This window comes from Cronbergia sp. UHCC 0137 (assembly GCF_034932285.1).
Taxonomy (GTDB): domain Bacteria; phylum Cyanobacteriota; class Cyanobacteriia; order Cyanobacteriales; family Nostocaceae; genus Cronbergia.
The window spans coordinates 22,317-28,665 of the sequence record NZ_JAYGHC010000063.1; the positions used below are offsets into that span (position 1 = coordinate 22,317).

Annotated in this window: 3 protein-coding genes; 1 reads left to right on the top strand and 2 read right to left on the bottom strand. The window is 38.1% G+C overall.

What is annotated here, in order from left to right; genetic code table 11:
* Positions 1–8 precede the first annotated feature (8 nt).
* Positions 9–1,490 (top strand): fdxN element excision recombinase XisF, encoded by a 1,482-nt coding sequence (gene xisF, locus VB711_RS22815; RefSeq protein WP_323288631.1) that lies wholly within the window; start codon positions 9–11, stop codon positions 1,488–1,490.
* 488 nt (positions 1,491–1,978) lie between these two features.
* Here xisF and VB711_RS22820 read toward each other — a convergent pair whose 3' ends face one another.
* Positions 1,979–2,647 carry a hypothetical protein gene (locus tag VB711_RS22820; RefSeq protein ID WP_323288632.1) on the bottom strand — a complete coding sequence of 223 codons (669 nt, stop codon included), beginning with the start codon at positions 2,645–2,647 and terminating at the stop codon, positions 1,979–1,981.
* 12 nt (positions 2,648–2,659) lie between these two features.
* A complete protein-coding gene (locus VB711_RS22825; RefSeq protein WP_323288633.1) occupies positions 2,660–5,989 on the bottom strand; it encodes a CHAT domain-containing protein in 3,330 nt (1,109 codons plus the stop codon).
* Between the last annotated feature and the right edge of the window lie 360 nt (positions 5,990–6,349).

Sequence of the window (6,349 nt, forward strand, 5' to 3'; positions counted from 1 at the left end):
CAAAACCCATGATAACCGTTGGTTATGCTAGAGTTTCAAGTCGGGAACAAGCTGATAATTCTCACGCACTTGAGCAACAATGCGATCGCATTCGTAACGCTGGGGCTGAAGAATTATTTGTAGATGTTGAATCGGGATCACGAGATGACCGCAGGCAATTTAACAAGCTAATAGATTTGGTGAGAAAAGGTCAGGTGAAGGAAATAGTTGTTACCAGACTCGACCGTTTAACTCGTAGCCTCCCAACTCTGAGAAAAACTATTGATGATTTACAGAAACATAACTGCAACCTCCGCGCCTTAGATGACAGTATAGATTTAAAAACGGCTGCTGGAAAGTTTCACCTTAATATGTTGGGCGCACTCGCTGAAATGGAGGTTGACCGATTGAGCGAGCGGGTTCAGCATGGCTGGCAGCACTTACGCGATCGCAAGGTGGCGATGAACTCACCTTTTGGATACATCAAAGTTAACAATCAACACCAGCTAGATCACAATCCCTTTTTGTGTCTGATTATTGGCCAATGCGAGATGTCCAAAGCTGCAATAGCCCGTGAAATTGTTGATGCTTTTCTAGAAAAAAAGACGCTAAGACAATGCTTGAGAGAAATTAACACCCGTTACGGTATTCAGACTTTTGCACACAATAACAAACCTGGAGAACCAAAAAAAGGTGGTCGTGTTGCTCAAGGTGTTTTTAAATTCAGTAACGGAGGGCTGTCTAATTGGCTGAGAAATCCCGTACTTAGGGGGCATTTACCTTATCTAAGAAAAGACAAAAATGGGAGAGCAGAACTTCACTTAAATACCCATCCTGAACAACGCCTAATATCTGATGCCGAGGGGAAAGAAATTGAATCTATCTTAAATCGTAACAGAGAAATCAAGGGATATGGTTCTACTGCACTTAAATATCCTTGCTCTGGCTTAGTTTTTTGTGCTGAATGCCGTAGCAGTTGTTATTCAACGAGCAGCGTTAATAACGGTTATAGAGCAAAAAGATTAGGCATCCCCAAGGAAATGAATTATTATTTTCAGTGCAAAAATTGGACTTCTAGATCATGCTCCCAAAAAACTATGATCAAAATGGAAGTTGTAGAAGCTGCCGTAATTGATGCCCTCATAAAGAAAGCAGCGCAAATCTCTAACATTTCTCAAACTCCAGAATTTTCGGCAGAACCAGAATCTCCAGAAACTCAGAAACTGCGATCGCAATTATTCCAGCTTCAACAAATAAATTCAATTGCACCCAATGACGCAATTAAAATAGCGATCGCTAATCTAGAATCTCAAATAACACAATTACGTTATTCGTTATCCCAAAATCAGGAAATTAACACTATTTCTCAGGAATTATTATTGTGGGCATTTTCAGATCCTGATCTTTGGAAGAATGCCAGCGACGACGACAAAAAACGGGTTTACCGGGAGTTGGTAGAAGCTGTTATCATTCGTGATGGTCAAGTTGTTGAAATTAGGCTGAAGGTTTAATCTACTAGATGAATTTGGAGATTAGCTAGTGTGTTAATTTTAAATCCCTTATCCTATAAAGTTTCATGCACAAAATGTGTCCCATCTTTTTATGATAAAATGCCTGAAATATATCTTATTGATGTAAACTACGGCAACATCAATAATTTCCGAAGCAATGCCTGTGCGAGCGTAGCTATCGCTCCAAAACGCACCAAATTAACACACTAGAAACACTCCTATCTAATTCTTTCGCTATTTCTTCGAGCTTTGAAGCAAATTCTGGGGAACAGCAAGAGGAAGAAATAATAAGTACCTGGACAGAATTAATTACATATTATTTATTTACCAATTCTTTGCCAGTTAAGGATTTCAGCCCTGATATTTGTGTAATTAATTTTGTCTCATTACTTAAATTTAACTTATATCATAGTTTAGAGCTAGATCGTTCTAGCTCCTTTCTGCTATTTAGTCAATGTAATAACATCGGCTCATCGGGATCACAACAATTAATCTATATGTTCAAAGGTCTCAACAACAATACGTTTTCGCCCCATAACTGGTATAAGTCCTGCCCACCCCTTTATCGAGATGCGAGATCTCAAAGAGAAATTTGCCTCAAGTCTCCTTACGCTTGCTGGAAATGAAACCAAAATTCGGAGTTCTCGATCCACATGCAATTCCCTATCACTCAAAGCTTGAAAATTCCATTGAACACTAGAAAATCCAGCACCTGAACTAGTTATTTCGGGGAAATAAATCTGATGTTCCATAGACTTTTCAAATTTGAACTGTGGTGATAGCTTCACCTGCTCGACTTCAAAAGAGAGTCCACCAGTATGTTTGGTAGAAATTTTAACGGGTTCACTTCCAAGAACTTCTCGTGGACTGAGATCACGGATAATTGCATCTGTAGTTGAGCTAAAGTCTATGGTAAGACGTACCCAATGAAACCTACACTCTGGATGAGCATGGGCAATCACCTGGAAAGGTATATCCAAAATCGCTTTCGTTCGACGATCAAATAATTCTCGTTTAGTTGCTCCTCTAGACAAACCAAGGCGATTTTCCTGTGCAAGTAGTCGGATTCTTTGATCAATTAAAATATCTTCATTTGCACGTTGCTCTAAAGCACCCTCATCAATCACTAATGGCTCATCGAATAGTCGTATTTCCATAAATCACCTCATTTATTTCCAGTCACCGATAAGTACAAACCCACCCCAATGATAAAAGCTTTGCCAGCAAGAATTACTACGTACTTTCTTGATTGCTTTTTGTAAAGATTCTGCTTTGCTGAGGGTATTTTCACCAAAAGCATATAAGTAAAAATTGTTCAAAAGGTCTTTAGTTGATTCATCGTTAACTCGCCACTGGCTAACTAAAAGGGTATTAGTACCAGCATAAAGAAATGATCTGACTAAGCCTACTAATTCATCACCTGTACGTTGTTCACTTACTCCTGTTTCACACCCGCTCAAAACAACTAAGTCAGTACGAGTTGAAAGACTAAATAACTCAGAAGCTCTAAGTAAATCTCCATCAGCAAGATATAGTCCACTATTAAAACCATCGCTGGCAGATAACTCACTATGTCCAGCAAAATGAAGTATGTCAGCACACTTCAAAGCAAGAAGAAAGTTCTGACGAGTGACTGATTCACCTAAGTGGGGGGTAGTCTGCATTAGTTCAGCTACAGCCAAAGCTTCATCTCTTGAACGCGGCAAGTTACATCTTGAGTCACCAAAAACTGCTCCTGTAAAATTTCTTTGTTTTACCTGATGTACTGAGTAGTCCCTCTGTAGGAGATACTGAAGAACTGAAATACTTGGGCAGTAAAAGACTGGATTTCGATCAATTAAATAATGATCTTCTATTACGAGTGTATGTAATGGTAAGTCATGAATAATCCCGTAGGGGATGAGGCACACAATATCATTAGGCTCAGACCATTTTAAAAGCGGTGATAATAAACTGCTAAATTTATGCCAAGGTAGTTCTCCAATATCTTCTATCATCATTCTTACACCATCAGGTTGCCTGAAATGAAGTTTGACAAAATTAGCTAATGCTTGGTAGTCAATTTGAATAGATTCAACTTTTGGTTCTGTCCATTCAGCACACATCCCAAAGACAATTGTATAATGTGGAGTGCAATAATACTCAATAACTAAGAATCGTCGATTGCTGATTATCAACTGTTCACGCTGTAATGTCTCTTGAACCTGCTCCCATGTGGGTATTTCTCCACTCCGTAGAAACGCATAATCTTTAGTTTCAGAGGATTGAGACATCAACTTGAATAATGAATCAAGTTGCTCTTGAAGTTGAATTGCTTCTTCTACATCAACGGCATTTTGTTTTTGATTCAATAATACTTGCTCTTGTTGGATTAACTTATGCTCAGAAATTTGAGAGGATGGTAATGTGATTTCAGCCAGAGCATCCAGTAAAGCTCTACTCTTCATTCGCTCTAACCAAGTCAAAGCCATTTTGCAATTGTTCTGCCAAAACCAAGCAAGTTGAAAACCAGTATCATAAACTGTTCGTTTATCCACACCAAAAGATATCCATGTATTTTGCTGGTGTATCCCATATCTATTTTCTGAAAAACCACGAAGTTGATCGATTTTTCGTGCTGCTTTGTCTAAAAAATTATTTGCTCTTTCCCAACGTTTTTTTTGTTGATCACTATTAGGTAATTCCAAACGACCTGCTTCATATTCACACAAGCCAAGAAAAAATAATGATCTCCATATCACTCCCTGTAGCCCAATTTCTTCAAGAATTTCTTGTGATTCTTGTAAGCGCTTTTGAGCTTCTTCATACATTTGAATGCCCGCTGTTCGACCTAGCTCAATTAAGACTAGTCCTTGATAACTTAAAGTAAAAGCTAAACTGGGAAGTAATTTAAATTCACGAAATAGTTCTTCTGCTAGAGTTAACCAGGTTCCGCAACGCTGCCAATCTTTTGCAAAAAAGTATATTTGCCCCCTTCTATCACACAGAGACCCTAACTGTATCTGTCCTTCAAGAGTACGATCAAGTAGTAGGATATCTCGTGCCTGATCAAATCCAAGTTCAATTTCTTCCGTTATTAAAGGAGATTGACTAGTAATACGACGATATTGAGCTTGCATCCATACCTTTTCAAAAATATGGTGCGCTTCACTTGAAGCATCATTTAATTGTTGATCAATTTGTATAGCTTGCTCCATACAATACATTGATCTAGAATAATCTCTTGTTAGAAGCTGATTTCCCAAAATAAACCAAGTATCTGCAAGAGATGAACTTGGTCCGTGTTGCTTTAGCTTATAGGTAATCTCAGTCAACAGTTGTTCTGCTTCATCAAATAGTCCGATAGAACTTGTTATCGTTGCCATAATTTGACGATATGCAATTCCTAAACTTGTATTTTCTAGCAATGCAATAGATTGACTGAGTATTTCTCTGGCTCGTGATATGTCACCTCTACGAAAAGCATAATCTGCTTGCCCTAACCAATCTATACCTTGAGAAAGATCAAATTGCATATTGACACTCAATTGCTCACTCTCCCTAAGAGCCTCACGAGCTTGCTTAAAGTTTCCGTGATGGGTATGCCAAATATTCAAATTTCGCCAAGCACCTTGGCGAAGAACAATCTCATCTTTACTAGCAAGTTCTTCAATCGCTTGCAGAACCAGATTGACTCCATCTTCGCAACCATATTTTAGGAGTAATTCTCCAAATATTAAAACAACTTTTGCTTCCCCAAATATGTGTCCACCTTTTACAAAAAGCTGTGCAGCTTCTTCAAAAGAGCCTATAAGATTTTCAAATCTGTTATCTGTATTGGTGTTTGCATAGGCTTCATCAAAATCCATCTCGGCTAAACTCAAGCAAGCCTCAGCCTCTGTTACTAAGTCTCCAATTAAATGTGCCTCATCTCGAAGTTCTTCAAATAGTTGTCGTGCTAGAGAACGATTTGACAAAGGCTTATGACAACAAAACTGAGCTTGCCGTCTTTTGGCTGCCATTGATTCTTTATGTTCACCGATTTGATTATAAATTCCGACTGCTTGACCCATCTGCTCAATAGCAGCATTTCTGACGCAAGGTGAATCGTATCCTAAGCTAATCTTCCACGCTTTAAGACGCGCATCAAGGTCGAGAGCTAGTGCTTTTAAGGATGGACTTTTTACAGTATCTGATAAAACATCTGAACAAACTTTCTCAAGATTTGTCCAACGATCAAAGGAGAGCTTTTTTAATACACCATAAAGGGAAACAAACCCTGACCAAAGCTCAAATCGTGTTCTATTTTCCTTGTCCATAGAATCTTGCTCAACTGACTCTAATAACTCACCTGCTACTCGAATTTTTCCCTGCTCTAACAAACAACGGAGCTTTAATATCTGAGCAAAACCGTAGTTGGGTGAAAACTTATCAACTGAATTGAGTAATTCTATTACTTTCTGAAAGTAGCCTTTCTGGAGTAGACATTGAGCTTCAAGTATCTCTTTGGATTTATTCATAATAGAGAGTTATTAAGATACCGATTACTAGACTTTTAATCAGCATTGGCTTAGTAAACTTAAATTTGAATGCAGTTATCTTTTCCTTTATTCTGTCAAAGTCACTTTCACTATTTATTATACATAAATTTTCTGTATAACATTTTTGTATACAACCATATACTAAGCATTACAGGCGATTCTTGTCAAGTTATCAAGAATTTTTTCTCATGGGACAACATCCTAAGAAACTCCTAGAGCAAGTACAAGATGGTGATCGCCAATTTGTGGCAACAAATTAAGTTGCAGTCCTTTTAAATTAAACATTGTTAATTTCTGCTTCCAGCTTTTCAGCTTCTTCTAAAGTCAGAGGAAATTTTA

Coding starts and splice junctions, on each gene's coding strand:
- xisF (WP_323288631.1), top strand. CDS start 9: ATGATAACCGTTGGTTATGCTAGAGTTTCAAGTCGGGAACAAGCTGAT.
- VB711_RS22820 (WP_323288632.1), bottom strand. CDS start 2,647: ATGGAAATACGACTATTCGATGAGCCATTAGTGATTGATGAGGGTGCT.
- VB711_RS22825 (WP_323288633.1), bottom strand. CDS start 5,989: ATGAATAAATCCAAAGAGATACTTGAAGCTCAATGTCTACTCCAGAAA.